Source organism: Mycoplasma sp. 2261 (assembly GCF_053851575.1).
Genome location: NZ_JBSQAX010000004.1, coordinates 47806 through 73443, shown reverse-complemented (window position 1 = coordinate 73443; position 25638 = coordinate 47806). Strand labels below are relative to the sequence as shown.

General features: G+C 28.0%; 24 protein-coding genes. 7 read left to right on the top strand and 17 right to left on the bottom strand.

The genetic code is table 4. From position 1 onward, the window contains the following. Positions 1–440: 440 nt before the first annotated feature. The 17 genes from greA to rpmG all read right to left on the bottom strand — a co-directional run bounded on the left by greA (position 441) and on the right by rpmG (position 15855). Positions 441–911 (bottom strand): transcription elongation factor GreA, encoded by a 471-nt coding sequence (gene greA / locus ACWXVM_RS01405; RefSeq protein WP_438340667.1) that lies wholly within the window; start codon positions 909–911, stop codon positions 441–443. Beyond that, the gene (locus ACWXVM_RS01400; protein WP_455993953.1) at positions 901–1653 is read right to left on the bottom strand and encodes a BC85_0335 family putative methyltransferase; all 753 of its coding nucleotides are present in this window, start codon (positions 1651–1653) and stop codon (positions 901–903) included. Before ACWXVM_RS01400 ends, greA begins: the two co-directional genes overlap by 11 nt. Further along, complete coding sequence (locus tag ACWXVM_RS01395; protein ID WP_455993951.1) at positions 1641–1988, bottom strand: hypothetical protein; 348 nt, start codon at positions 1986–1988, stop codon at positions 1641–1643. Before ACWXVM_RS01395 ends, ACWXVM_RS01400 begins: the two co-directional genes overlap by 13 nt. 4 nt (positions 1989–1992) lie before the next feature. Continuing rightward, positions 1993–2418 (bottom strand): Holliday junction resolvase RuvX, encoded by a 426-nt coding sequence (ruvX, locus tag ACWXVM_RS01390; RefSeq protein WP_438340664.1) that lies wholly within the window; start codon positions 2416–2418, stop codon positions 1993–1995. After that, the gene (alaS, locus tag ACWXVM_RS01385; RefSeq protein ID WP_455993949.1) at positions 2411–5074 is read right to left on the bottom strand and encodes an alanine--tRNA ligase; all 2664 of its coding nucleotides are present in this window, start codon (positions 5072–5074) and stop codon (positions 2411–2413) included. Before alaS ends, ruvX begins: the two co-directional genes overlap by 8 nt. 31 nt (positions 5075–5105) lie before the next feature. Then, positions 5106–6218 (bottom strand): tRNA 2-thiouridine(34) synthase MnmA, encoded by a 1113-nt coding sequence (mnmA, locus tag ACWXVM_RS01380; protein WP_455993947.1) that lies wholly within the window; start codon positions 6216–6218, stop codon positions 5106–5108. Positions 6219–6325: 107 nt separating this feature from the next. Continuing rightward, positions 6326–7726: a YitT family protein gene (locus ACWXVM_RS01375; protein ID WP_455993945.1), complete on the bottom strand. Its 1401-nt coding sequence runs from the start codon at positions 7724–7726 to the stop codon at positions 6326–6328. Positions 7727–7729: 3 nt separating this feature from the next. Next, positions 7730–9142, bottom strand: a complete 1413-nt coding sequence (dnaB, locus tag ACWXVM_RS01370; RefSeq protein WP_455993943.1) for a replicative DNA helicase — start codon at positions 9140–9142, stop codon at positions 7730–7732. A gap of 45 nt (positions 9143–9187) precedes the next feature. Continuing rightward, positions 9188–9625, bottom strand: a complete 438-nt coding sequence (rplI, locus tag ACWXVM_RS01365) for a 50S ribosomal protein L9 (protein WP_438340659.1) — start codon at positions 9623–9625, stop codon at positions 9188–9190. Then, complete coding sequence (locus ACWXVM_RS01360; protein WP_444705021.1) at positions 9606–11576, bottom strand: GGDEF domain-containing protein; 1971 nt, start codon at positions 11574–11576, stop codon at positions 9606–9608. The genes rplI and ACWXVM_RS01360 overlap by 20 nt, the downstream gene beginning before the upstream one ends. A 112-nt stretch (positions 11577–11688) precedes the next feature. Further along, positions 11689–12240, bottom strand: coding sequence for a ribosome biogenesis GTP-binding protein YihA/YsxC (gene yihA, locus ACWXVM_RS01355; protein ID WP_455993941.1), 552 nt, complete (start codon positions 12238–12240; stop codon positions 11689–11691). A gap of 1 nt (position 12241) precedes the next feature. Continuing rightward, entirely contained in the window at positions 12242–13186 is a 945-nt protein-coding gene (gene tsaD, locus ACWXVM_RS01350; RefSeq protein ID WP_438340656.1) for a tRNA (adenosine(37)-N6)-threonylcarbamoyltransferase complex transferase subunit TsaD, read from the bottom strand. Beyond that, positions 13186–14142 carry a tRNA (adenosine(37)-N6)-threonylcarbamoyltransferase complex ATPase subunit type 1 TsaE gene (gene tsaE, locus ACWXVM_RS01345; protein WP_455993939.1) on the bottom strand — a complete coding sequence of 319 codons (957 nt, stop codon included), beginning with the start codon at positions 14140–14142 and terminating at the stop codon, positions 13186–13188. Before tsaE ends, tsaD begins: the two co-directional genes overlap by 1 nt. A 67-nt stretch (positions 14143–14209) precedes the next feature. Next, on the bottom strand, positions 14210–14785 hold the full coding sequence (locus tag ACWXVM_RS01340) for a variable surface lipoprotein (protein ID WP_455993937.1): 576 nt from the start codon (positions 14783–14785) through the stop codon (positions 14210–14212). Positions 14786–14816: 31 nt separating this feature from the next. Continuing rightward, positions 14817–15395 carry a transcription termination/antitermination protein NusG gene (gene nusG / locus ACWXVM_RS01335; protein ID WP_438340653.1) on the bottom strand — a complete coding sequence of 193 codons (579 nt, stop codon included), beginning with the start codon at positions 15393–15395 and terminating at the stop codon, positions 14817–14819. A 19-nt stretch (positions 15396–15414) separates the two neighbouring features. Beyond that, complete coding sequence (gene secE / locus ACWXVM_RS01330) at positions 15415–15705, bottom strand: preprotein translocase subunit SecE (RefSeq protein WP_438340652.1); 291 nt, start codon at positions 15703–15705, stop codon at positions 15415–15417. 3 nt (positions 15706–15708) lie between these two features. Beyond that, positions 15709–15855, bottom strand: a complete 147-nt coding sequence (gene rpmG, locus ACWXVM_RS01325; protein WP_438340651.1) for a 50S ribosomal protein L33 — start codon at positions 15853–15855, stop codon at positions 15709–15711. A 103-nt stretch (positions 15856–15958) separates the two neighbouring features. Between rpmG and ACWXVM_RS01320 the strand changes: the two genes are divergently transcribed. The 7 genes from ACWXVM_RS01320 (at position 15959) to ACWXVM_RS01290 (ending at position 25628) form a co-directional block, all read left to right on the top strand. Further along, positions 15959–17584: a hypothetical protein gene (locus tag ACWXVM_RS01320; RefSeq protein WP_455993934.1), complete on the top strand. Its 1626-nt coding sequence runs from the start codon at positions 15959–15961 to the stop codon at positions 17582–17584. Position 17585: 1 nt separating this feature from the next. After that, positions 17586–18752, top strand: coding sequence for a tRNA uracil 4-sulfurtransferase ThiI (gene thiI / locus ACWXVM_RS01315; RefSeq protein ID WP_455993932.1), 1167 nt, complete (start codon positions 17586–17588; stop codon positions 18750–18752). Next, positions 18742–19149 carry a hypothetical protein gene (locus ACWXVM_RS01310; protein WP_455993930.1) on the top strand — a complete coding sequence of 136 codons (408 nt, stop codon included), beginning with the start codon at positions 18742–18744 and terminating at the stop codon, positions 19147–19149. Before thiI ends, ACWXVM_RS01310 begins: the two co-directional genes overlap by 11 nt. 69 nt (positions 19150–19218) lie before the next feature. Continuing rightward, positions 19219–21141, top strand: a complete 1923-nt coding sequence (locus ACWXVM_RS01305; RefSeq protein ID WP_455993928.1) for a DNA gyrase/topoisomerase IV subunit B — start codon at positions 19219–19221, stop codon at positions 21139–21141. A gap of 14 nt (positions 21142–21155) precedes the next feature. Then, positions 21156–23954: a DNA topoisomerase (ATP-hydrolyzing) gene (locus ACWXVM_RS01300; protein WP_455993926.1), complete on the top strand. Its 2799-nt coding sequence runs from the start codon at positions 21156–21158 to the stop codon at positions 23952–23954. 59 nt (positions 23955–24013) lie between these two features. Then, positions 24014–24136 (top strand): hypothetical protein, encoded by a 123-nt coding sequence (locus ACWXVM_RS01295; RefSeq protein WP_438340645.1) that lies wholly within the window; start codon positions 24014–24016, stop codon positions 24134–24136. Positions 24137–24338: 202 nt separating this feature from the next. Then, on the top strand, positions 24339–25628 hold the full coding sequence (locus ACWXVM_RS01290; RefSeq protein WP_438340644.1) for an endonuclease: 1290 nt from the start codon (positions 24339–24341) through the stop codon (positions 25626–25628). Positions 25629–25638 lie beyond the last annotated feature (10 nt).

Genomic DNA, 25638 nt, shown 5'->3' with positions numbered 1-25638 from the left:
TTAGGCACACAGCCAGCGTTCATCCTGAGCCAGGATCAAACTCTTAAAATTTGATTTTGGTTTTATTATATTTTTAAAAAATTAAAATTGACGTTATGGTATTCGTATCCAGTTTTCAAAGAACTACATATTAGGCACAAAAAAGTGCACTTTTATAAGTATACATTATTTTAAAGTTTTTATTATAAAATTTTTTAATTTTGTTACATTAAATAAGAACGTTTTTAAAATAAGCACCATATCATTATACATGATTAAGTTAAAAAAATAAAATAAATTTAACAAAATTTTTTATATATTTTTGCTAAAAGCAAATATTACAAAAAGTTCAAGATTTAAAATAAAAAACTTCCTTATATTTTTAAAAAATACGGAAGTTCTATAACTTATTATTATATCTTACAATATATATTTTAATTATCTACAATCTGGATATTTAGCTACATTATTGATTCAATTTTTACCTTATATTTAGGAGCGGCCTCAACCTCTACAATATCGCCGACCTTATGATTAAGAATTGCTTTGGCTAACGGAGAAGAATTAGATATTTTCCCACTAAATGGATCTGCATCTAGTGCGCCAACAATGATAATAGTTAAAACAGCATTATTTTTTAAATTTAAAGCCTTAACTGTTGAACCAATTTTAACAATATGAGAACCAGTTGTGTCTTCAACAATAATATGGGCGTTTTCTAAAATATGTTGAATTTCTAGAATTTCGTTTTCAATGGCGGCTTGCTTATCACGGGCCGAATCATACTCAGCATTTTCTGATAAATCACCTTGATTTCTAGCTTCCTTGATTTCTTCGATGACTAACGGTCTAGCTTCTTCTTGCAAATATGCTAATCTTTTTTCATATTGTTCAAGGCTCTCCTTTGTTAAATATATTTTTTTATCTTCCATCTTCTTTTTCTCCTCTTTCAACAATGTCTTTTATGTTATTTTTAGCTAAAAGTATAACACTTTTATTTTTGAATTTTAAAGTTTCATAACGCAAACCAAGATTTGCTGATATCTTCTTTAACAAATCTAAATTAATGTTTTTATTATTTTCAATAATCATTATTCCTTTTGGGTTTAAAAAGTTTATTTTAGAACTTATGGTTGATTCCAATAATTGATCCTTATTATTTAAAATTATTATTAATTCATTGTCATTTGGAAGCTTAGCAACACTTTGGATATTTTCAAATTTTAGATCTGGAAATTCATATAAAATTTTTTCATTAATACCTAAATCTATTGTTCCATTAAAAAATACTTTCTTATTAGCTAAATTTGATACTGATAAAGCAAGATAATTATCATCATCTTCTATATAAATATTATGGTAATCATTTAAATAAATGGTATTAACAACAAAACATACAAAAAAATCACTTAAATCATTATTATAAAACTTCTTAATACCACTTAGAACCACACCATAATTAGGATTAATTTTAATAAGTTTTTCTTTTTCGCGTTCTTCATTAGGGGATAAATATTTTTTAATAGCCTTCTTCTTATAATAAAGACTAAGAACAAGAGCGATAATGGCAATTAATAAAGCTATAGCAATAGAAATAATTAATCCCGTTCTTACATTGGGAGGTATTTTGCTTGTCCCGTTAGAAATAGATGATATATATATTAATTTGTGCATAAATTATCTACCGTCTCAGCTTCAAACAAAATGTGTTCAATAGATTCGCCATTTTCATCTACTAATTCAAATTCATTAGCAAACTCTTCTAATAAATCACTTAAGATTGAAACAATCCCTTCATCTTCCACCTCTTCTAAAATATGAGATTTTGTTTGTCTAAATAGAAAAATACCTTTTTTATTAGTTAAAAATATGTATTTTTCACCATTTTCTTCAATCGAAAACAAAACTCACATTTTAACATTGTTTTCCAAAATGATTTCTCTTTCTTGTGAGAAGATAAATAATTTTTGTCGTATGTTTTTATTGTTATTTTTATTTATTTCTTCCATAAATCTAACCTTTTTTTAAATAATCCTCTAGTATGATTTGGGCAGCTAATGAATCTTTTTTATTTTTTCTTTTTTTGCCGTTATATCCGGCATTATATAAAATATTTTCAGCAAATATTGTACTTTCTCTCTCGTCTTGTAAAATAACATTTATTTCAACATTGTCTTGAAGTCTTTGCTTAAATTTTTCCACCATGATTGTCCTTGGACTTCTTGAAAAATCCATTCTTGTTGGATAACCTAAGATAATTGTATCAATTTCATTCTTATATTGACTTTCATATAGTCAATATTTTACTCTCCTAATAACGTCGATAAAATGTCATTCCTCAAAATAGAGTGTTTCTAATCCAGAAGCAATTATATTATTAATATCACTGATAGCAAAACCGCATGTTTTTGAGCCTAAATCCATAGCTAGTTTACGCATTTATTAATTCCTTAATTTCATCCATAATTATTTTAATCTGTTTAGTTGAATTAATTGATCCTTGCGATACTATTTGATTACCGCCACCTTTACCATTAAAGTTAGAAATTATCCTTTTAAAAATCTTTGCTGAGTCATATTGTTTTGAAGCAACAATTAAAAAATAATTATCATCTTTAATTCTAGAAAGACCGATTATCAATGCATCAGCATTTGCTTCACGAATTTGCACAGCAATTTTTCTTAGTAAGCTTGCATCATTTTCATTAATTATGAATAACTTAACATTATTGCCAATTATTTCAGGATTATAAGCATTTAAATTTACTGATTCGTTATTCTTTTCTTTTAATAATTTCTTATAATCTTCTCTTAATTTACTTTCGACTTCATCATAATAATCCAACATTTTTTCTTTCTGCGATGAAAGGCTAGGAATATCTACCAAATAAGATAAATTATAATTAGATTCTAATGCTCTATTATTCTTTACCAAGGAAGACAATAATTTTTGCTTTTCTAAAATTTCATTGTATAAATGTTTATTAACATACTCTTCAGAGGTAATAACCTTCAAACGATAAATTCCAGTTCCCTTTGAATCAACAGAAACAATTTTAAAGTTCTCGATTATGCCAGAATTTTCAACGTGTGTCCCACCGCATAAATCCTTAGTAATATTTTCAAATTCAACAACTCTGACATTATTAGCATCATAATATTCAGATTCATCAATTGTCATATATGCCCCTATTTCTTGCGCTTTTTTGACTGAAGTAATAATATAATTTCTCTTAGCCTGCATTGCGATATATTCATGCATAATATGCTCAATTTTTTTAATTTCATCCTTAGTTGGCCGATGATCTAATCCGAAGTCAAATGTAAAATATTCAGGATGAATGTTTGAACCAAGTTGTTCAATAATATCATTTGTGTAAGTTCTTCTTAAAGCATGGAACATAATATGTGTTGAACTATGATTTCTAGCATAATTAATTCTTTTTTCTTTGTCCACATAACATTCAATAGGTAAATTCTTATCAATCTTTCCTTTAACATAATGAACATGATTTTGGTATTTATCTTTAAATACATCAATTATTTCAATTTTATTATTTCCTTGCATCATATAGCCAAAGTCATGATTTTGTCCACCACTAGTTGCATAAAAAGGAGTATTGTCAAGAATAACATATGAAAAATCATCATCGCTATCTACCTTATCAATTTCCTGCTCTTCATTTAGCAAATAGATAATTTTTGATCTAGACTCAAGAAATTCATAACCAATAAATTCAGAAATTTTCCTGTCAACCAGTGAAAGCGAATTAATAACCTTTTGCATCGCAGCCTTTAAGCTGCCTTTTGAACGTTCTTGATGTTCCTTTTGAAAATCATAAAATTCTTGCAAATTAATTTCGATATTCTTTTCTTTTAATATTTCAGCCGTTAATTCAATAGGGAAGCCATAGGTATCAAACATTTTGAAGGCAATTTTAGCATCAATAAAACCTTTTTTATTTAGTTCGTGTTCAAGAAGTTTTTCGCCATCTTTAATGGTTTTAGCAAATAAATTTTCCTCATCAGAAATTACTCTTGAAACAGTTTTAACATCGATTTCATATATCAATGAATCCTTAACAACTTGAACTAATTTATATAAAAAAGTTTTTTGTTGTATTCCTAATGATAAACCAGCCCGGTAAGCTCTTCTTATTAAACGTCTAATAATGTATCCTCTACCAACATTTGAAGGGCTAACGCCATCATTAATAGCATTCACACTTGCTCTAATATGATCCGCAATAATCTTAAATCAAGTATTAATTTTTAACTGTTCTGGCTCTTTTGTAAAATAGTTATTTATATCGTAGTGATATTTTGTTCATTCTTCTACTTTTCTAATAATAGGCAAAAATAGGTCAGTATCAAAATTAGTAGGCGCATCCTGAATAATAGAGGTTATTCTTTCTAACCCTGCACCAGTATCGATATTTTTAGTAGCTAATTCAGAGTAGTTATTTTCGCCATCATTATTGAATTGCGAAAATACAATATTTCATATTTCAATATATCTGTCATTCTCAATATCTTCTTTTAACAATTCAATGCCGCGCTTATCATATTTTTCACCTCGGTCATAAAAAATTTCAGTATCAGGTCCACAAGGTCCTTGACCAACATCTCAAAAATTAGTATCTCTTGTTCCACTTATAAGATGGTCCTTGTTTATACCTAACTCAATTCATCTATTATATGTATCCAAATCTTCTTCATAGTATGTTATATATATTTTTTCTTTTTCGAGTTTCAATACATTAAAAATAAACTCATATCCAAATGCAATAGCTTCTTTTTTAAAATAATCACCAATAGAAAAATTTCCTAGCATTTCAAAAAAGGTGTGATGTCTTGCGGTTATACCAACATTTTCAATATCATTAGTACGAATTGATTTTTGTGAATTTGTTATTCTCTTTGCGGGCGGAACTTTTTTACCGCTAAAATAATCTTTTAATGTTGCCACACCCGAATTAATTCATAATAATGAAGGGTCATTTTGAGGTATTAAAGATTTAGATTCTACAACAAGATGTTGTTTTGAAGCAAAAAAATCAAGTCACATTTGTCTAATTTGTTTTGATGAAAGCATTTTTTCTCCTTGTTTTATATCATTATTTGATTTATAAAAAATTCTTTTGTTTTTGTTTATAAAAAATTCTATCAATGATTGCTGCCCCTACAACTTTTTGACCATCATAAATTACAACTTGTTGTCCTGGGGTTATAGCTTCTGTTTCATTGTACATGACCGCAATTTCATTATTGTCTAAAAGTTGAATCTTACATTTGATATCTTCTTGACGATATCTAAATTTGGCCGACAGGTTTTCCTGATTATATGTTTTAGCAATTAAATTTCAATCTTTGGCAATAATCTTATCGGATAACAAATATTCTTTATGGTCCTCATTAGCAACATAAATAATTCTTTTTTTAATATTATGTCCAACAACAAAATAAGGTTTCTTAAATCCACCGAGATTTAAACCCTTGCGTTGACCAATTGTATAATACATTGCGCCGTTATGCTCCCCAACCTTATTGCTTGTGGCAATATCAATTATGTCACCTGGTTGAGCAGGAATATAATTTTCAAGAAATTTTGTGAATCTTCTTTCGCCAATAAAACAAATGCCTGTTGAATCTTTTTTAAAGGCAGTTTTTAAGTTTAGCTTCTTAGCGATCGTTCTTACTTCATTTTTTGTTATATTAGCTAGAGGAAAAATAACCTTTTTTAGTTGTTCATTGTTTAATTGAGCCAAGAAATACGATTGATCCTTAGTCTGGTCAAAGGCCCGAAATAATTCCCCATCATTAGTGTATGCATAATGACCCATAGCAATATAATCGGCTTTTAATTCATTAAATGCATAATCTGAAAAAGCTTTAAACTTTATAAATTTATTACAAAAAATATCAGGATTTGGTGTACGGCCAATTTCATATTCGTTAATTAGGTATTTAAAAACATTGTCTCAATATTCCTTAACAAAATCCACACGGTGTAGCTTAATATTTAGTTGATTTGCAACATCCTTTGCATCTTGATAATCTTGCTCTTGTGGACAAATATTTTGTAAAATGTCTTCATTGCCTAAGAAATCATTATTTAAAAATGAATCTCAATTTCGCATAAACAAACCTTCAACTTCATATCCTTGTTTTAAAAGTAGGTATGCGCACACACTAGAATCAACTCCGCCACTCATTCCTAAAATTACTTTTTTGCTCATTTTACTCCAATAAAATATATTAAATTATAAAGTTTTTAACGAAATAAAAATTTATTTTATACGAAACTAGTATTATAAAAAATTAAAAAGAGTCTCTATATAGACTCTTAATCAACAAACGATGTATCAAACACACCGGATATATTATGAATATTTGAGGTAGTTATTCACGCAGACTTATCTACTTTCTTAACTTGTTCCATAATAATATCTTTTTCTAAAAATAAAGCAACAGTTTCAATTTTGCCAAATTCCTCATGGCTAAATCCACCAACGCCATTAAAGATATTAAATGAGTGAGCATAACCAATCTTTTTAAATTGTTCAGCAACAATTTCAGGATATCTTGTATATATCTCAATTTTAACTTTCTTATATTTAGGATAAAACTTATTAACAAGTGTCGAAAATACTAATAAATATGAAATAGTACCTAAAATTCTTACTAAGAATAAGCCTGAATTTCAAACATGCCCTGTAATATTGCCGCTAAATTCTAACGAACCAATGATAATCGTTGATGAAGATGAAAAGCAAATTGCTACCATTAAGAATACATTACCAACTGGTTTTTTATTTTTATATGCAATAAAGTTAGAAATAACTGATGTTCCTCCAATAGAACCTTTTTGTCTTCATGCAACTATAGAAGCAAATCCTTCTGAAGCACCACCCATAATAGCATAGACAAGAACCGGCCAATTTTGTCCATCATAAACACCATAAATTTTAGTATCTTTTAATAATAAAGGTATTGAACCTAAGAGTGATACTTTTCCTATTTTAAATTGTTCAACTAATGCAGAATCAGTAATATTTTTAACTATCAAATTCAAGTCTTTTGGAGCATATTGATTTTGAAAATAAGTAATAACTTCCTTAGCACCTTTATCAAATTCAATTGTTAAATTTTCGCCTTGAAGAACTTTTAATATTTCTTTACTTTGTCCGTTGTTATATAGTTTTGAAACTACTCTCGTATCAATTCCGAAAGGAGCTCAATAGAAATTATTCTCGCCAACCGGATTATAGAATGAAATTTTTTGATTAATAAAGTTAACAATTGGATTTGATCCACGACCGTCATATTCTATATATATTAATTGAACAATAACCTGAAATAGCATTCAATAGTATGTTAAAACCATAAACATTCTCGGATTCATTCTTCAGAAAACAAACATTAATGGTAAATTAACTAATACATAAAATAAACCATAGAATTGTGCAGTAGCAGGAGCAGTAAAAGTAATAATTTGAGAAAGCGATGATGTGCCTGAAGCAATAGTTGCTGCCTTTCTAAGAAAAACAGTAATTGCTATATTGTATAAAAAAGCACTCAATAACATTCAAATAACTTTTTTAGGATATTTTTTTCATATATTAAAAATGGTTACTTGTTGTGGGTTTAAGATAGCCATTTTTTCATCATATAGAGCTTTTTTTTGCTCAACGGAGAGCTTCGTTTTTTGAATTTTTTTATCTAAGTTTTTTTGTTTCTTATCCATGATTTAATCCTCCTTTTCTTTGAAAATTTGATGTTTGTTGTTGCCGTGTTCCTTTAAGACATAGACAAATTTATTAAAGTCAGGATAAAACCCTAATTGAATAGTTTTAGTTGATCCGTGACGGTTTTTGGCAACAATAACGTTTGTTGTTGAAAACATTTCCTTTTGTTCGTTATTAGCATTTTGATCATTTTTTTTGTTTCGATAATAGTCATCGCGATGTAAAAAGATAACTCTATCGGCATCTTGCTCAATACCTCCAGATTCTCTTAAATCAGAAATTATAGGGGTTTTGTCTTCACGTTTTTCAACGCTACGGCTTAATTGACTTAAGGCAATAATAGGGCATGCTAGTTCGCGACCAAGTTGCTTTAATGAACGTGAAATCTTGGCCACTTCAAGTTGTCTATTTTCTTGCGACCTTTTTGAATTGTCTCCAATAAGTTGTAGGTAATCTATAATAACAAGATCAACCTTAGCATTTCGGGCGTATCTTTTTGATAAGGTAATAATATCTGAAATATTTAAAGTAGCAAGATCATTTAATACAATATTTCACTCGAACATGTTTTCGACAGTATGAGATAAATTTCTTTGATCATCAATACTTAATTCTTTGGTTTTAAGTTTGTAAATAGGGACAGTTGAATCTATAGAAATCATCCGCTGGACTAATTGTGGATTGGACATTTCAAGGCTAAAAAATAAAACGTTTTTTCCTTGTTTAGCTACATTATTAGCAATATTCAAAGCAAAGGCCGTTTTACCCATAGCCGGTCTAGCACCAATAATAGTTAAATCCCCACTATTTAAACCAAGCAAGCATTCATCTAATTCTGGAAAACCAAGTTGCAATCCTATTCCAATATCACTATCCTCCTTGCGCAAAATTTGTTGCATTATATTGTTTGCAACATCGCCAATTTTTTCAAATGAGGAATTAATTTCTGATATATCAATATTGATCAAGGATAATTGAATATGTGATAAAAGGTCCGACACATTAAAGGTTTTATTATCAATAGTATTTTTAATATCAACTATTAATTCATTAAGTTTATCGATTTTATATTGATCGATTATGTTTTTTACATATATTTCAATTTCACTCAAGAAACCAGCATTTTGAACCAAATAGCCAATATATTCAGGAGTATTCATATAAAACGAACCAACTAAATCAAACTGCTTTTTTCGCTCTAAGTAAACCAATAAATTAGAAAGGTCAAAATGCTCAGTAGAGTTATGCACTTCAACAATAGCAGAATATAATATTTGATGACTCTTAAAGTGAAACATTTCTGGCCTTATTAAAACAGCAATTTTCAAATATGTTTCAGGTTCAGATAAAATTAATCCCAATAAGGAGGCTTCATTATTAGCAATAGCAGTTTCTCTTGGGTTTAATGTTTGCATGCTCATTTTGCTCCCTTCATTTTATTGTTTTTTTATGTTATAAAATTATTTTTCTTCGAATATTTGAATTAATAAAATTGCATTAACTTCCGGGTGAAGCTTTACATTAATATAATGTTTTCCGAAAGTGTTATAAGAATCTTTATTTAAGGCATGAGCACTAATTTTAATATTATGTTTTATTAATTCTTTTTCAATAGCCTTGTTGGTTATTGAACCGTGAACAATATTTCCGTTCGATTTTAAGAAAAAGTTTAAAGTTATTTTTTCAATTTGCTCTTTTAAAACAATCGCTTTTTCAACTTCCCTTGCATGATCTTCGGCAATGTTTTGCTTAACTCTTTCTAAATTAGCTAGAGTTTGCTTATTCACTGGTTGAGCATAACCATTCTTTATTAAGAAATTTTTTGCAAACCCATCATTGATTTCAACAATTTCATTTGCTTTATATTTATCATATTGTTTAATTATTATTACTTTCATTTTTTACACTCACTATCGCTTGTATTAAGTTATCAACAAAAAGTTCGATATTTTCATCACTTTCAGCAGCTGCCGTGCCATAATGTCCTCCACCGTTAACTGCTTCTGCAATTAATTGAACATTAGTGTCAATTCCTCTGGCTGACATCTTACATTTTTTAGTCCCAGCTAATTTGCCAATAACAAAGGCTGCTTTTCTTCCATTAACTCTTAGGATTTCATCGGCAGCAATTGAAATTACATCAGGGGAAACAAAAATATTCTTATAAGCAATGAAATATCCAGGTTTAACCTCCTGCAAGTTTTCAAGAAGTTCTAAAACTTGTTTGAAGGTTTCTATATCTAATTTTAAAGTATTAACTGAAATTTGGATCTTAGCGCCTCATATCTCTAATAAGGCAGCTGCTGAAAAAGTCTTGGAACTTGTTTGTTTTTGAAAATTATTAGTGTCAAGATAAATGCCATTTAACAAATATTGTGCTGTGATCTCATCCATCTTGTCACCATTATTTGAAATAGCAATTATTTCACTAACAATTTCTGAGGCTGATGATGCTGATGAGTCAATATAAGTATTTTCTCTAAAAGCATATAATGGGTTTGCCCCGATTCGATGATGATCAATAATGATTATATTATCCTTTTCAATACCTTTAAATGCGTTGGGATTTTCAATTCTTGTTTCATCAGCAACATCACAAATTACTACAAGTGTTTTTTTATCATTTAATAATGTCGCTTCCTTTGGCGATATAAAGATTTGCTTGTCTAATGGACTCATATGATCATAAACGCGTTGCGTGGTTTCATCGAATGTCTTGTTTTGAATAAATGTTTCTTTTTCATAAGCTCTTGCTAATTTATGAATACCCCACGCAGAACCCAGCGCGTCAAGATCGGCGTTCTTATGACCATAAATTATAACTTTGTTAATATTCTTAGACTTTAATTTTGCAATCAAAACCTTAGAAATATAGCTAACATTAGTACGAGACATATTGATGTTTATTTCTGAGCTAGTTCCATAATATCTTGGATGTTCATTTTTTGTTAAAACAGTTATTTGGTCTCCACCACGGGTTTTGGATTGTAATAATGCCTCTTTGGCTAATTTATCAAGTGTTTCCAGCTTGAATAAACCATATGAAAACCCACCAGACAATGTCAAGGATATACCTTTATGCAGACTCTTATTTTTAAGTTGATTAAATGCCTCAAAGTTGGTTTTTTCTAGTTGCTCAAGAGTTTCTTGATTAGTTAAAACAAAGAAACGCCCATTCTCATATTGCCGGTAAATAATATTATAACTTTTAGAAATATCATCAAACAAGGACCCAAAACTTGAATATATAGCATAAAGATCTTCTTGTGATAAGGATACTTGGTATAAATTCATATTGTCAATATGAAATTCGCCAAAAACAACACGTTGCATCTTATAATCATTTAATAAAGCTGTTTGAATAGTTATATCTTTAATCTGAACAATATTTTTTTCAAAAATAACCTGAACATCGTACTCATAGTCATCTTTTTTAAAAACAAAGTTATTATTATTCCCATCTCATTCTTCAATGTTAAAAACAGTTTTTATATTTTTTCCGACTATCGACTTACCAAATTTGTTAATAACAAAGTTTGAAGCTCATATAATCCTTCCATTATTTAAAAAAATAATAGTACCAATCCCTTGATCACTTATTTCATTTTGAATGAACTGATTTAGGGTTTGATTTGCAATTGATGATTCTTTTAAATATCTTCTTATGATGAAAAATATAAAAACTCCAAGTCCCAATACCAAAAGCGAATAAATAACAATAATAGGAACTCTTCAATTATTAGGTAAATGGAATAATCCTACAAACAAAAGAATCATTGGCACTATAAATAAAGTAAATACTTGAATTATTAAAATGAGTAATCTTTTTTTGTCTTCTTTGTTTTTCATATGTAAAATTATACAAAAATTGATATAAAAATGGACCAATGCGCACTAAATTAAACCTAGATTATTTAATTTTTAGTAATTTTAAATTTTTGGAAAGCAACATATTTAAATACTAAAAATCAAAATGTTTGATAATATCTTGCAACCCTACTTTTTTTTCTGATGAGACTATAAAAATATTTACTTCTTTTTTAAATGTTAGCGCTTGGGTTTTTACTCTATGCCTTTGTGATTGGTTAGCCTTATCAATTTTAGTAATAATAATATTAAATGGTATTTTTAAATTATTAATATACTCAATCATTTCCCAATCTATCGGCATAAACCCTATCTTGGCGTCAATTAAGAAACAAACTATCTTATCATTTGGGCTGTTGCGAAAATAATAATCTATTATTCCGCTAACTTTTTGCTGTTCTTTTTTAGACATGCTAGCATAACCGTAGCCAGGCAAATCAACCACAATCTTTTTATTATTAGTTTCAAAATAATTTATTAATCTTGTGCGTCCTGGACTTGAAGAAGTTTTTGCCAATTTATTATTAGCTAGAGCATTAATTAACGAAGACTTTCCTACATTTGAGCGCCCTCAAAAAACAATTTCATAACTGGTAAAATCTAATCAATTTTCCTGTGAAGTTGAACTTTTTATAAATTTTCACATATTATTTTTTTACCTTTTCATAAGCTAGTCTAGCAATCATCATTGCATTATCAGTTGTATACTCCATTAATGGTAGATAAACATTGTTGTGAAGGGTTAACACCATTTCTCTAATTCCTTTATTAGCACTTACTCCTCCTGCTAAAGTAATGCATTTTGGTCCATACTTTTTAATTGCCTTTTCTAAATTAATTTTAAGGTAGGCAATTATCGTATTTTGAAATTCACAAGCAATCTTATTAATATTAATTTCTTCGTTTCTATTTATTAGACTATTAAAATGATTTATAACGGCTGTTTTGATTCCACTAAATGAAAAATCTAATTCATTTAATGTATGTGGAATTGAAAATTTATTTTTATATTTCTCTTTATTATTAATTCAAATATTATCAATAATCGGTCCACCCGGAAAACCTAATGATAGTTTTCTAGCAATCTTATCATAAACCTCACCAACGGCATCGTCCAAAGTTTCACCGACTATCTCAAAACTATTAGAATCAGTATATAACATCAATTGCGAATGTCCACCTGAAACCAATAAGCATAAGGCAGGAAATTCTAATTCTTTCGATATAAAAGCTGAATAAAAATGACCTTCTAAGTGATTTAACCCAATTGCTGGTATTTGATATATTCTGGACATTGTTTGTGCAACAATAAAACCTATTTGCAACGATCCTACCAATCCCGGTTCCTTAGTATAAGCAATATAATCAATATTCTTACAAATCTCCTTGTTATTAACAACGATATTCTTAAATTCTTCAATTAATAATGCAATATTTCTAACATGCAATCTCGAAGCAATTTCTGGAATGGTTCCACCGTATTTTTTATGAATTTCTGTTTGAGATATAGTTTTCATTCAAACAGGCTTATTATCTTCCAAAATAGCAAAAGAGGTATCATCATGAGAGCTCTCGATAGCAAAAATTTTCATTAAACACCTCCAATTTGAGGATCAGAAGCATAAATTAATTCCTCTTTTAAGATGTCATTTGATTCTCTAAATAAATCAACATATTTACTAAAATTTTTAAAGAAATTTTGGTAATTAAAATCTATTACTGAATTTATACTATCAACTAAATTTATAGTTATTCCTAAATTAGCTTTAATTACTTCATATGCCTTATACCTATTAGCTTTTATATAAATAACATCCAAATTTAGTTGTTTAAAAAACAAATCATATGTTGGCGCAATAAAAATTTTTATATCATTTTTTGCGATTACATTTTGAAGAAGTTTATTAGTAGATGCAAAAACAAAGGCTAGGCGTGTTCCGGTAAAACTTCCGGGTCCATTTGTTATGTAAAGATTATCTAGATAATTCAACTTTGTATTATTTCTTCCTAATAACTCATCTATTGATTCAAAGAATTTATCAGTTTTTTTAATTAGTTTTTCAATTAATATATGGTCAATTACATTGCCATTTTCAGTTAAAGCTATGCAAAAATCTGGCAAAGAAGTTTCAATGAATAAGCCTTGATAACAAGTTTGCTTAGTTATTTTAAATAAATGAAAAATTTGACCATCCCTTTCGTGAAGACTGACCTCAATATTAAAATAATATTTAAAATTATGTATAATGTTTTTTGACCATTCAATAACAACAATTTTATCTTCAAAATATTCTTCATATGGGAATAAATCACCAACTAATTTATACGCATCAATATGCACCATTTTATCATAGCAAATTATAGTATTAAATGTTGGGGAAACCACAGCCTTAGATTCACCTAATTTTTTGGCTATTTGCGCAGTTAATGTTGTCTTCCCTGCGCCTAATTCCCCGTCTAATAATATAGCTTCTATTTTTTTAAATGACAGAAGATAATTAACTAATTCATCTAGCTTTTCGCCTTCTTTAAACCAAAATTCCTTCATTTTTTTAAAATAATCTCCTTATATAAAAACAAAAAAGAAGATTCAAATATTTTATGATTCTTCTTTTTTAAAATAATTTAGCACTGGCTTTTTTGTCAACTTCAGCTCTTTTAGTTTTAATGTCATCAAGAATTTTATTTAGTTCTTGTATTAATTTGGCTTTAGCATTATCATTAAATAAAACTGAATTTATTTTCTTAATTTCTTCTTCTTTTGCGCTGTATTGTTTAACTAACTCAATTTTCAATTCATCATATTTTTTATCTGACAACTGTTCATGTGCATATTGCTTTAATGTATTTAAAAAAATAAATACATCTCTTTGGTTATTACTATATTTTTCAGCTGTTGTTTTATTATCATTAAGAATTTTATTTGTATTTTCAATAAAATCACTAAGTGCCTTCTGATAATCGATATTTTTATTGCTATTATTTTTTAATATATTTTCAGCGTCAATAATTTCTTTTCTTAATTTGTCCTCATAATCATCAGCAAATTCAATATTAGATAATTGTTGCTTAGCAAGGGAAACTTCTCTTTCTAATTCTGCTTTATAGTTAGTACATGAAATGGCAATTAATGGGAGAGTCAAAGCAGAAATCGAACCAATACTAATTAACATTTTTGTTATTTTATTCATAATTCTCCTCTAAAATAAATACCATAAATAACTAAGAGCAAATCTCAAGGTCATTATGTGAGAATTCCGTTGGCACTTTTCTTCCAAATTGTTCAATATTTACAAATGCTTTTTGTTCAATGTCATCATTTCTAATAATTTCGCCAACTTCGCCCTTGAATATACCACTCTTAATTTTAACAATAATCCCCTCTTTGAATGCTGTTTCAATATCACCCGCCTCAAATTTCTCAATGAGAATCCTTTCTTTTTCAACCATTTTTTCAAAGGTGTTTTCACTGATTGGCGTTGGTTTTGCACCTTTTCCAGAAGATCCAATCAAACCAGTAACGTATTGTGTATTACGAACTAAATACCAGGATTCATCAGTCATTATCATATTAAGAAAAATATAACCTTTATAAATATTTACATACTTAATGTTGTATTCCTCACCCCTGCTTTTCTTTTGCAATTCTTTGCTAGACAAATGGGGCATCTTAAAAATTCTAATATCCTTAAAGAAATCTTCCATTTTTTGAGAACTAATTTTGTTTTTCAATGCTTCAACAACATTATCTTCCTTGCCTGAAACGGTTGATATCATATATCACTTACAATCTGAATACATTTTTTCTCCTTAAAAAATATTATGTTCTAATACCCACTACATTTCATAAACCGGTAAAAATTAAAGTTATAACAAAGCAAAATATAGCCATGATTAACACAAAGGCAATAGTAATTCCAAACCATTTTCAAGACTTGAAATTACTTGGCCACGCAACTCTCTTAATTTCCCTTACTAAATTTCTAAAAGTGTAAAGTTTCGTTGCCTTAGCTTCATCCTTTTTTCTTTCCTTTAAAAGAGCTTTCTCTCTTCTTACTCTATCTTTAATCTCTTTTTTTTCTTCAGGACTCATCTTTGTTTTTTCTAGCATACCTTATTTTTCCTCTTTATGAATTGTTTGAATATTGCAATATTTACAAAATTTCTTAATCTCTAGTCTTTTTTCATTACTTTTATTAACAGAATAATTTTTATGCAAGCATTCCTGACAAGATAGTGACACTTTCTTTTGCTTTCTCATATAAGGAAAATTATATTATTTTTTTACATTTTTTTCAAATAAAACTAGACTTAGATATATTGTGAACAATAAATAAGATATATAAAATATAATTTTACTTACTATGGTACACAATTATTTGTATTTTTTGTTAAATGTAATTTGGATAATACCTATTATTATCGCCTTCATTATTCGATCTTTAAAAAAGGAATTTAAAATCAAGAAACTTCAAAAAAAGATTGAATACATAAACCAAAATTTAAAAAAAATTAAAAAAATTAATAATCAATTTCATGAATTTACAGATAAAAACAATAAATGCACATACCAAGAAAAAATAACTGCTAATGTAATAAATATTATTGAATTTTCACTATCTAAGATAACTTTTTTTCTTAATGAATTGCATATGATTAATAACATAAGAAACATACAAGAAAAAAAATCAAAAAGTCCTGAATTTAAAAAAATTTTTAATAAAGCAATTGTTGAATGAAAAACAATAAAAGAAACAATAAAAGAAAACAAAGATTTTATTTTTCTTGAAAGTCAAAATATCTCAAAATTTCTCATCTTTTCAAATAATTTAAAATCCGTCTTCTTAAATATAAATAAATGTATTGATAACAATAAAAACAACCTTTTCTTTCAAGATTTTTCAATTGAATTTAATAAAAAATACAATGAAATAAAAAATATTGTTGAATACAGTAGTAAGCTTCAACTATATAAAGGTTGGAATAATCATTTTTTAACTAATTCAAAAAATATCAAAAAAATATTAAATGATTTTTTATTCTTTATAAAAAATGGTTTAACACTATACTCATATATTGAAAATAATATTGAAATTCCATTTAAATTTATTGAGGACCTTGTCATCAAGTATTCATCTTTTCACCAATTTTTTTTTAATTGGCAAATGTTAAATTCTTTCATTAATGAAACTAGAAGTATGATTGAAGAAATTAAATTTAAAATTCATAAAACTAATTTTTTTGATTGAATTGTAACATTCAAAACAAAACTTGAAAACCTTTCAAAAAAAATAATTTACAAATATATTGAAATCAAAAAAGAAATAGATAGTTTTGAAATATTAAAATCAAATTCTGGGCATATAAGCAAAATAATTGATCTTTTTGATATACAAAATTGAAAAAATCTTAAATCAGATCGCCAAAACGCAAAATATAAATTATTAATAAATAATTTTTATGAATTTTATTACCAAAATCTGGCGTATTTTAAATCAAAAAATAAAAAAAATTCAACCAATATTTCATATTTTGAAAGATTAAATAATCTAAATAATATTCTAAAAAAAATGTGTAAAATCCCGTTTTTTCAAAGACAATTTAAAAATAATTGAAACAAAAAAGATAAGACCGCTTTCAAGGATAAAATGGCCAATATGTTAATTGAGACATTTGGATTACATGACTTTAAAATACCATTAAATGAGGAAATAACTTATTATAAAAATAAATTTGAATCATTGCTAGAAAAACAAAATATAAATGACGAATATGAACTAAACTTAATAAATCAAGTCATTCAAAAAAAAATTATTGTGATTAACATAAAATATTTGGTTGCAAGGCATCTAATCAATAATTTTAACTTGCTAACAAAAAATAAATTTCAAGAAAAAAATATTGAATTAATTAACTTAATATATCAGAATAAATATGATGAAATAATTAATAAATCGCTAAAATTAATTAATAAGTCAAAGGAGAAATAAAATGTGTGCTAATCAAGAAATGGAAATATTAATTAGATACGGAGAATTAACGCTAAAAGGTGAAAATAAAAAGGATTTCATTAATCAATTAAGAAAAAATATTGAACTATATATACCTAAAAATGAGTTAAGAATGGAATACGACAGAGCTTTTTGTAAGTATTCAGAGCAAAATTTAAAATCCCTAAAATTTATTTTTGGAATTTCATCTTATTCAATAGTTTACAAGACATCAACCAATATTGAAGATATTGAAAAAAAAGTATTTGAACTAGCCTCGAAAAAATCATTCAACTCTTTTGCTATAAATGCCAGAAGACATAATAAAAATTATCATTTAACTTCATCGGAAATCAATATGCACTTTGGCGGTTTTATGTTAAATAATTTTAAAAATAAAGTTGTAAACCTTAGCAATCCTGATTTATCCATATATATTGAAATAAGAGACAAATTTACATATATTTTTAGCGATTACATTTATGCCCTTGGTGGAATGCCAGTGTGTTCATCAGGACGTGTTTTACATTTAATAAGTGGTGGAATCGATTCTCCTGTTGCTGCACATTTATTGCAAAAAAGGGGATTAAAGATTGAATTTTTAAACTTCATTACACCCCCTCATACCGATGAAAAAACGACTATGAAAATCGAACAAATTATCAAAACATTAACCAAATTTCAAGGATCTTCTACTCTTTTTCAAATTAATTACACAAAATTAATGAATTATATAGGTCTTGTATCAAATCAAAAATATAAAATAACACTAATGCGCCGCAGTTTTTATCGTATTGCACAAAAAATAGCCAAAAAATATAATATAAAAGCAATTTCGAATGGTGAAAATTTAGCACAAGTTGCTTCGCAAACATTAGAATCAATCCACGCAATATCAGAGGTTTGTGATTTGCCTATTTTTAGACCATTATTAAGCTTCGATAAAAATGAAACAATCACAATTGCCAAAGCCATTAACACAATGGAAATATCGATCCAAAAAGCTTGCGAAACATGCGAACTTTTTGCCCCAAGATTCCCGGTCACCAAACCCACAAGAGAGGAAACAAAAAGATTAGAAGAAGAACTTGAAAATCTTGAGAAACTTGAGAATGAAATAATTAACGAAGTTGAAATAAAAACATTTAATTTAAGAAATGACAAATAAAAATAATTTTTTTTGTAAACTAAAAAAATATCCAAAACTTAAAAGAAATTACATTTTCTTTCTTGCTTTATGCATTTATGCAATTATTATTCCTATCATTCTCATTACAGCATGAATTGTTTATCTTATTTTAAATAATGGAAAACATTTTCTAATGCAATCAAATAATTTTATAGTTTTAATTAGCATCACTATCATACTATTTATTAGCTGACTTACCTGTTTTTTCTTAATTAGATATATCATTAAAATCACATTTGCAAAAATATATAAAATAACTAAAAATAAAATAATTAACAAAATTGCTATTATCTTTTTGGGTGAAAAAATTATGAATGCAGATATTCATATGATTAACCAAGAACTGGAAGAAAACAATAAAAACCAACGTCTATAAAACACTCATTTGTGTCTTTATATTTTTTAATTTTTATTTAAATATTCAAAAAATATATAATTAATTATCATGAGTACAACTAATTACGAAGCAAAAGATTTAAAAGTTTTAAAGGGTTTAGAGGCAGTTATTAAAAGACCTGGAATGTATGTTGGTTCTACTGATTCAAACGGATTACATCATCTAATTTGAGAAATTTTTGATAATGCTATTGATGAAGCATTAGCCGGATATGCTAATAATATTAAGGTAATATTAAAAAGTGATGGGTCTGTTATTGTTGAAGACAACGGAAGAGGTGTTCCAATCAATAAACATGAGACAGGAAAAAGTGGTGTTGAACTAGTATTTACCGAATTACATGCTGGCGGTAAATTTGGCGATGGGGCATACAAAACTAGTGGAGGACTTCATGGCGTTGGGTCCTCAGTAGTAAATGCCCTTAGTTCTAAGGTTGAAGTTAGCGTTTATCGTGACAAAAAAGAATACTTCACATCTTTTGAACAAGAAAAAATTACAACTAAAACAACAATTATAGGACCAACTACAAAACGTGGAACTAGGGTTCAATTTTGACCTAATTATTCAATATTTAAAAAAGCGAAATTTTCATCTGAAACAGTTAAAGAAAAATTAAGAGAGGCCAGTTTCTTAATATCAAATTTGAAAATCAACTATATCAATGAAAATACTAACGAAAATGTTGTTTTTCAAACCAATGAAGGAATTAAAGAATATATCAACTTTGTTGGTGAGGGCCGAAAATTTATCAGTAGAATTTTCTTTGCGTCAGGAAAATCAAAAAACAATATTGAGGTTGAAATATCGTTAGCGTATACTGAAAACTATAGTGAATCAATATATTCCTTTGTCAATAATGTTAAAACTAGGGATGGAGGAACTCATGAAACAGCATTTAAATCTGCATTAACCAAAACAATTAATGAATGGTATGCAAAAAATTCAGGTTCTAAAACAAAAATTAATTTTGATGGATTAGATGTTAGAGAGGGAATAATTGCTGTAGTATCACTAAAAATTCCTGAAAGTATTCTTGAATTTGTTGGGCAAACTAAGGATAAATTAGGAACGCCTGAAGCAAGGGAATCTGTTGAAGATTTCTTTAGTGAAAAATTTACATTTTTTTTAAATGAAAACAAGCAAGAAGCTGACAAAATCATCGAGAAAATTAAGCGAACATATGACGGAAGAATTGCGGCAAGAAATGCTAGAAATGAAGCTAGAAAGGTAAAGAATAAACTCGATTCAAAAAAAATTCTTTCAAACAAATTAACTCCTGCACAAACAAAGAACAAAACAATCAAAGAGCTTTTTTTAGTCGAAGGTGATTCAGCCGGAGGGTCAGCTAAAATGGGCAGAAATCGAATGACTCAAGCCATTCTTCCCTTACGTGGGGTTGTAATGAATACTGATAAAGCCAAATTAGTTGATGTCCTTGCAAATAAAGAACTTGCAACAATTATTAACACGATTGGAGCTGGAATTGGTAGCGAATTCGATGCCAAGAATTCACAATATGGAAAAATTATTATTATGACTGATGCGGATGTTGATGGAGCCCATATCCAAATGCTTTTATTAACATTTTTCTGAAGATATATGAAAAAACTAATTGAATTAGGAATGGTATATATCGCTTTGCCCCCATTATATAAAATAACAATTAAAAACTCAAATAACAAATATTTCTACGCTTGAGACGAAGAACAACTAAGAGAAATAACGTCGCAATATACAAACTACGAAATCCAAAGATATAAAGGGCTTGGAGAAATGAATGCTGACCAACTTTGAGAAACAACGATGAATCCTGCAACTCGTTCAATCATTAAGGTAGGCATCGATCAGCAAGCATTAATAGAAAGGTATATAACTACCTTTATGAGTGATGATTCGGAGGCAAGAAAAAATTGAATCAATAATAACATCGACTTTTCAAGTATTGATGAATTTGAAATTAATAAAAAATAAATGAGGCACGACTTATGGACAAGAAAAATAAAAATAATTATGACCAAGTAATTGAAAATATTATTGATAAGAATATGGTCGACATTATGAGCGATAGTTTTGCCCGTTTTTCAAAATATGTTATTCAACAGCGTGCAATACCCGATGCCAGAGATGGCTTAAAACCAGTACAACGTCGTATCCTTTATTCAATGTGAAATCTAAAACTTAGAAACAAGGAGGCATTCAAAAAATCGGCGCGGATTGTTGGGGATGTTTTAGGTAAATATCACCCACACGGCGATAGTTCTGTTTATGAAGCAATGGTAAGAATGGCGCAGGAATGAAAAAGCAATTATCCGCTTGTGCAAATGCATGGAAATAAGGGTTCCATTGATGATGACCCTGCTGCTGCTATGCGTTACACAGAATCAAGATTAGAAAAAATAACAGAACTAATGCTAAAAGATTTGGAGCGCAAAGTAGTACCAATGATTCCAAACTTTGATGATTCAGAATATGAACCTGTTGTCTTGCCGACCCTTTTTCCTAATTTGCTAGTAAATGGAGCAATGGGGATTGCATCAGGCTTTGCAACGCAAATTCCACCCCATAATTTAGGGGAACTAATTGATGCCTTAATTGCTATGATTAAAAACCCAAATATCACCACTAGCGAATTAATGAATTATGTTAAAGGCCCTGACTTTCCGACCGGAGGCATAATTAACGGGACCAAAGGAATCCACGATGCTTTTATGACCGGAAGAGGAAAAATTGCACTATCCTCAAAATATAATTATGTTTATGACAAAAAAGAAAACATTGTTGGCATAGAAATTACTGAAATTCCCTTTGGTGTAGTTAAGTCGAAAATGGTTTTTGAAATTGATACAATCATTTCTTCAAAAGTAATTTCTGGAATTAAAGAAATTAGAGATCAATCTGATCGCGATGGATTGTCAATATACATTGAACTTGAAGAAAATGCAAATGCCGAGGCAATCATGATATATCTAATGAACAAAACTAAACTAAGAGTTAATTATGATTACAATATGCTAGCTATATATAAAAATGCACCCAGCCTATTATCACTTTACAAAGCATTATATGCATTTCTTGAGCATTCAAAACAAATAAATACCAATGGAATAAAATACGATCTTCAAAGATATAAATTACGCCATGAAATCGTTGAAGGTTTTATTAGAGTAGCAGAAATTTCTGATGAAGTTATCAAATTAATCAAGGAAAGTGATAATTCCAAAAAAGGTGTAATTCTTTCACTAATAAAGGCATTTAATTTTAGTGAAATTCAGGCAACCGCCATAGCTGAGCTAAGACTATATAAACTCTCAAGAATGGATCAAATTGAATTTCAGCAAGAAAAAGCTAACCTTGAAGCTCTAATTACACAATGTAAAACCTTACTTAGTGATAACTACGAATTTAATATTTTCTTAATAAAACAACTAACTGAAATAAAAATTGAATATGCACAGGATAGAAAAACCATAATTAAAGAAGAAGGCATAAATAAAGATATTGATCATAAACTTCTTGCTAAAAATGAAAATTTTTATTTCTTTATTTCTCAAGAAGGCTATATCAAAAAAATTAGTACAAAAATTTATAATGCTAACGACTTTGCTACATATAAACTAAAAGAAGGAGATGCAATTAAATATTATGATGAAATTAATTCTCTTTCAAAATTAATTTTCTTTACTAACAAGGGAAATTTTTTCATCATTGAAGCACATATTTTAAAAGATAATTCATGAAAAGAATTGGGTGTGCATATATCTTCATTAGTGAATCTTGATAGCAATGAAAAAATTATTCGAGTAATGGAAATAACATCATATGAATCATATGCTAACATTATACTAATAACAAAATATGGTTTCGCTAAAAAAGTAAAGATATCTAGCTTTAATTCAAAAGTATTAAACAAGAAGAGAATTTGTATAAATTTTAAAAATAATGATGATGAATTAATCGATGCAAAAATTGGCAATGATGAGAAGGATATTTTTATACTGCTTAATAATGGTTCATATTTCTTATTAAATGAAAATGTTTTTTCAACTGATCTAGCCCTCAAAGCGCAAGGCATAAAACTATTGCCTAAATTACAAACAAATGAAGAAATTTTTGTGTCTACTTTTACAACTTGTTTACCTTTAAATGTAGTAACAATGATAACTGAAGGCGGAATGTATAAACAATGAAATATGAGGGACATAAAATATACAGGGCGCGCAAACCGTGGGACCAAATTATTCAACTGTTTAAAAAATATCAATTGCATTCCAAAATGTCTAGAAGTAAATACTAAAAACCTTGAATTACTAATAACAAATGAAAATAATGAAACACAAAAACTTGATTTTAAGTGCAGTCAAGGTGATAAAATTAAGATCGAAAAATTAAATAAATTTAGCAATGAATTAAATAATTCGGGTTACTTAATTCAGCATATAAAAATAAACAAACTTATTGAAGATGATAGTAAACAAAAAGAAATTCTAAAACTGAAATTTCAAGATAATTTAACAAAAAATAGCAGCATCGAAGAAACAACTGAAACAACACTATTTAAAAAAAATTATTACACTAATTCATTAAAGATTAATAACCAAATCTTTGATGAAGAAGATCAAATTAACCTTTTTGATGCGGCCAATGACTTCAAAGAACTTAATCATAAAATATCAAATAAGGAACATTTAAAGAAATCATTATCGCTTGAAGAAAAAATAAAAGCAATGGATGATATTGATTTTGATTTGATCGAGCAAAAAGTTGAGCAAATTAAGAAAAAATAGTTATAATATTAACTATCCTTCTAAAGTAATAAAATTAGCAAATATTGAAAGGAAATGCGATGAGAAAAGACGTTAGATTAGCAAATAAGGTTAAAGCTGAAAAAAGAGCTCACAAATTAGCTAAAGAAAGAGCCCGCGACCTAAGAAGAGAAGCAAGAAAAGCTGAAGCAAAATCACAATAATAATATATTTTGTAACCTTTTAAGCACACTGTGGTGTGTTTTTTTAATGTTAAGAACATTGCTATTAATATAAAATAACACAACTTCTATGTCATGAGTATTAACCTTCTTTTAAGGCATATTAGAGTATTATAAAAACGCTAAAAATTAAATAGTATTATAATTAAAATGTTAACCAATTTATTCTAAGGAAATTATTAATATGAAAAAAACTTATTCAAAAAACATAATGATTTATTTAACAACGCTAACGTTACCAACAACATTTTTGATTTTGTCCTCATGTTCAACGCAAACGCAAACTTCTGAAAATGAAAAAAAATATCTAAATAAAAAAGAAGAACTTCTAAAAAACATCCTTAAAATAAAAGATAATGAAAAATTAAATAAGCTATGAAACAAGCTAGAGATTATAGAAAGCAAGGAAAACTCTAAAAACTTTGATTCATTAATTAAGGAAATTGAAATATTAAATAATGAAACTCTAAGGGAAATAAGTCCTTCAGCAAATCCAAATGATAAAAAATCAGAAGCAGGAAGCGAGAATAATCCTATTACTCCCGATAAGAAAGAGAAAGATAATAGACAACAAGAACAAGATAATAACACCTTGGCAAGAAATGGCGCTGCCCCAACCACAAATAATGGATTTCACATCCAATATGATAACTCGAATAAATTTTATGAATCACTAAATGGGTTAAGTGGACAAGAATTAAGAGACAAACTTTTTATGATTCAACTACAAAACCGAGACAAAACGGGTGTCGGTAGAGCTGCTTATGCAAAGTTGCACAATACTTATGTTGATGCATTCGTTGATAAGTATTATGAAAAAGATGGCACAGTTTTAGATCTATATACGGAAATAATTGGGGGAAAAGACAAATACAACTTTGAATTTGGCAAATATCGTGACATTGGAAATAAAGAGGGGCAAGGTATGAATCGTGAACATATCATTGCACAATCCTGATTTGCAAAACAAGGGCCAATGAGAAATGATGCTCACCATGTTTGACCATCAGATAAAAAAGTCAATGCTATCCATGGTAATTTACCATATGGAGAAACTCAAAATGGCAAAATAGTTTCAAGCAATGGTTCAAAGTTAGGAATTGGAAAAGAAGATGGAGAGCAGGTTTTTGAAGTAATAGATGAATTTAAAGGTGATATAGCAAGAGTCTTCTTCTATTTTGTGTTAACTTATAGAGACAAAAATATTACAAACAACCACTCCGCACAAAGAGTATTTTTTGAAGAAAATGGCATAAATCAAATAAAACAAAAATATTTAGAAACTTATTTAAAATGAAATAAATTAGATGGAATTTCACAATTTGATATCGATAGAAACAATGGTGTTTATAAACATCAAAGAAATCGTAACCCATTTACTGACTATCCTGAATTAATAAAGGTCTATTTTGAACATGACGATAATTACGTCTTTCAAAACAAAGGAATTGCTATAAAATTAGTTAAAAATTAATCTTATTTTA